5 protein-coding genes are annotated in these 3,452 nt (G+C 39.4%); 1 reads left to right on the forward strand and 4 read right to left on the reverse strand.

Annotated features, from left to right (window positions below; translation table 11 throughout):
* Together FTV37_RS16705 and mobQ are read right to left on the reverse strand one after the other, a co-directional pair.
* Positions 1–322 (reverse strand): hypothetical protein (locus FTV37_RS16705; protein WP_180064298.1); only part of this gene is annotated, 322 nt, incomplete at its 3' end.
* Positions 319–1,269, reverse strand: a complete 951-nt coding sequence (gene mobQ, locus FTV37_RS16710) for a MobQ family relaxase (RefSeq protein WP_180064299.1) — start codon at positions 1,267–1,269, stop codon at positions 319–321. The genes FTV37_RS16705 and mobQ, both read right to left, overlap by 4 nt.
* Before the next feature lie 209 nt (positions 1,270–1,478).
* Here mobQ and FTV37_RS16715 point away from each other — a divergent pair, with 209 nt between their 5' ends.
* Positions 1,479–1,763, forward strand: a complete 285-nt coding sequence (locus FTV37_RS16715; protein ID WP_004871868.1) for a hypothetical protein — start codon at positions 1,479–1,481, stop codon at positions 1,761–1,763.
* Here the strand turns inward: FTV37_RS16715 and FTV37_RS16720 are convergent.
* A complete protein-coding gene (locus FTV37_RS16720) occupies positions 1,760–2,056 on the reverse strand; it encodes a hypothetical protein (protein WP_163167926.1) in 297 nt (98 codons plus the stop codon). The two genes, FTV37_RS16715 and FTV37_RS16720, sit on opposite strands and share 4 nt — an antisense overlap.
* Positions 2,053–2,985 carry a replication initiation protein RepM gene (gene repM / locus FTV37_RS16725; protein ID WP_026438545.1) on the reverse strand — a complete coding sequence of 311 codons (933 nt, stop codon included), beginning with the start codon at positions 2,983–2,985 and terminating at the stop codon, positions 2,053–2,055. The genes FTV37_RS16720 and repM overlap by 4 nt, the downstream gene beginning before the upstream one ends.
* Between the last annotated feature and the right edge of the window lie 467 nt (positions 2,986–3,452).

Raw genomic sequence — 3,452 nt, forward strand, 5'->3', positions numbered from 1 at the left:
CCATACTTGGTACAAATAAAAATAACGCCAAGAACAGCACCATCACCAACGCTACAAAGGCACTGGCAAACACGGCAATGAATTGATAGTTAAGACGGCTGGCTGCCTTGTCTAGTTCCTGAATACGTCCTTGAAGGGCGCGTGTAGCTTCCTGATTTGCGTTATTTAGGTTTTTTTTGCTCTGCTCTAATATCCCGCTAGCCACTTTGTTGTAAAACGCCTCTAATCGCTTGTTATCGTCTGCTATGGCTTCCCTGTATTCCTTCATGGATGCCAATAAAATATATAACTGGTCGTCTAAATCATCGTTTTGGTTGCTCATCGTGACCATCCGCCTTTATTCAAATTAGGTGATGCCTTTTGCTCGGCTCGTTTCATTTCTCGCTGTTTTTCCGCTTGGCGTTCTAGCTCTAGGCGTTTGGCTTCTTGGTCTTTTTGCCATTGGTCAAAGCCTTGCTCAACACGGTTAAAGCCACGCTGTAGCGTGGTTTCTTTGTGCTGTTCTTTTTGATTCAGGTATTGGGCGTTGTGCTGTTTTACCTTGTCGTTATAACGGCTGATTTCGGTGCCGATGCCTTTTCTGCGTAATTGAGTGACCGAAGTCCCTTCATGAATCGTGGCTTGCAGTCCGTTGTTCTGATCGGCATAGCTGCGGTGGTCAATTTTTTGCTGTTGTCCTGCTTGTTCCAAAGCGTGATTTGCTAAGTCTGCCCACATTGCCCGAATTTGTTTAATGTCCTCTTGGGTTGTACCCATGTTGAGGGTCTTTCTTTTGGCGTTGCTGAGTTCAATCTCTGCCTTTGTTGTCAAAATCAGATTATTTTCAGGGTCTAATTCAGCCTTTCGGGTGGTCAGCATGATATGGGCATGATGATTTTTATCATTTCCGCCTTTGCTGGGTTCATGGATAGCTAAATCTGCAATCACGCCATAGCGATCAACTAAGGACCTGGCAAAGTCTTTTGCCAAGTCCTTACGTTGATCTGCGTCTAATTCATCAGGTAGGGCAATGACCCATTCTCTAGCGGTTCGGGCATCTTTGCGGTTTTCAGATTTTTCCGCCAAGTTCCAAAGTTGGCTACGGTCAATTTCGACATCGAGATTTGAGATAATTTCGGAATGGGCGACACCGTCTTTTCTCGTAAAGTCGTGGGTCAATCCTGTGCGTTCATCTTCTAGTTTTTCACCTGCACGATAGGCACTTGATGCAACCGCAGTTCGTCCTGAACTTCGGTTAACTGTTTTAGTTGAACAATGATAGATTGCCATGCAGTCGCCTTGAGATGCTTTTGCTTTTAAAAAATTGCGTAGCAGTTTTTTGGGGTTAAGGGGATTCCCCTTACGCAAACTTTGACTTGGATGAAATCCAAGTCGTAAGTGCGCATTTCATGAAAAACACGATAGCATATTACCCGCTTGAATTTCAATTCATAGGGTCTTATGCTTGAGTGGTTTTCTATATTCCGAAATTAATCGTTATGACTAAATCTGCTGAAAATATCGAAAAGAAAATTGAAGCCCAGTTAGAGAAGCTGAAACAGTTAAAAGCACAGAAACAGGCTATTGAAGCAAGAGAACGTACCAAAAAGAAAGAACAGGAGCGCAAGGATGATACTCGGCGTAAAATTTTGCTCGGTTCTTACTTGATTAAGAAAATGCAGGCAAATGAAGCCAATAAAGAAAAAATACTCGCTGAACTCAACGAATATTTAACAGAAAATAGAGATCGACAGCTTTTTGATTTGCCCGATATTGAAGCCTAATTTTTCTTAGCTGTTTGGTTTTTTTGTTCGGCTTGATACTCTGGAATGAGCGTATTTAAAACCTTTTGAATATTGTCCTTGTCCTCGATTTGTAAATTATCCCGATAGTAAATTAAGTTCTGTATTTTGCTTTCCATCTGCATTTTTTCGGTGGGTTCGGCATCTTTGGATAGTCGGGATAATAGGAAGATATAACCGCATATATTTTCCCTCGCAATTTCATAATTTACGATGTCGAGGTATTCAACGGTCACATGCTTTAGATCGGTTGATAGGTTATTTAATTTAATCATGGCTGAAATCCTGATTTTTCTAAAATTGGATAAAGCTCTCTGAATTTTTCAGGCTCTAACAGCATATCTGCTATACGGATAGCAAATTGCTGGTAGCTTTCTGTACCTTGTGAATATTTCCCCATTTCAGGCATTTCTGACATTTTTTTTGCAAATAAATGGCGTTGTGCATCGGTCATTTTGATAAAAAAGTCAGGTGTGTTTGGGTCACGCTTAGAATCTAATTTTTTCGGTTGTTGTTTCTGCTTAAACTTGAATGAAAACCCAGTAATTGTACGCCCTTTCTTGTGTTGCTCATAAGTGGCTTTTATGTCTGTATGTTCATTGATTTGAGTAATGGCAGTTTCTAATACACGGCTTTTAAAATGGTGCATACGTTGATATTCATCATCTTCAACACCTAAATTTTTACGTAATTGTTGTAGTTCAAAAACAGGTGTTTTACCAACTTCACGCCAAGCGATTAATAACTCATAAAGTCTAGTGGCATACTTACTGGTTAGGTGTGCAACTTGTTTGGCTTCATATTTTGTAAAGTGTTCTTCTAATCTAGTGATTAAAGGAACTACATCAGGTGCGAAAGTAATTTCTAGTAATGCCAAATCATCTACATAAAAAATACGGCTTACCCAGCGAGAGCGAACGATACCTACCTTCCCTGTTTTTTTATATTCGGCTGTATAGCTAAACTGCCTGTTAAATAGATTATTTACGGCATCTTTCAGGGCTTTGTAGGATGCATCAGGTGATACATTAAATAGTTTTGCATAGTCACTAGCATGTATTTCTAGTTTGCTATCTGCCGTAATACCCCGCCCTAATTCCCTTGCATTAATGATTGCAAGCATGACTAAACGCTGTTCCGTTAGTTCTAAATTATAACTGGCGTTTATTAATGCATTATCTTTCACAACTAAACCATTCTTCATATTAAATACACGTTATTATTAATGTGTATTTACACACTATATATTTTATGTGTGTAAATCAAGAGAATTTGTGTGCTTATACAAGAGAATTTGTGTGCTTATACAAGAGAATTTGTGTGCTTATACAAGAGAATTTGTGTGCTTATATAAGCTGTAGTCCTCTCATATCAATGTTTTCAGCTTATCTAAAAGCATTTAAAAGCTTTAAAAATAATTAAAAGCCTTTCGAGAGGGGAGTGCAAACTGCCCTAGGTACTCGCTAAAGCTCGTACTCTATTGAAGCTCGTTCCTCGCTTCGTGGGGCAGTTTTTGGGTAATCCTATTTGTGAAATCTAAAAGCAAAAGCATTTGTAATGTATTCGCTTCGCTCATACTTTTTGAAAAGCAAAAGCTCCAAAGTTCGCACCCATTCGGGATGCTCTGTACCTACCGTTTAAAATCGAAAGGGAGCTTGTAATCAGAGAAAA

The organism is Acinetobacter sp. YH16042, from assembly GCF_013417245.1.
Taxonomy (GTDB): domain Bacteria; phylum Pseudomonadota; class Gammaproteobacteria; order Pseudomonadales; family Moraxellaceae; genus Acinetobacter; species Acinetobacter amyesii.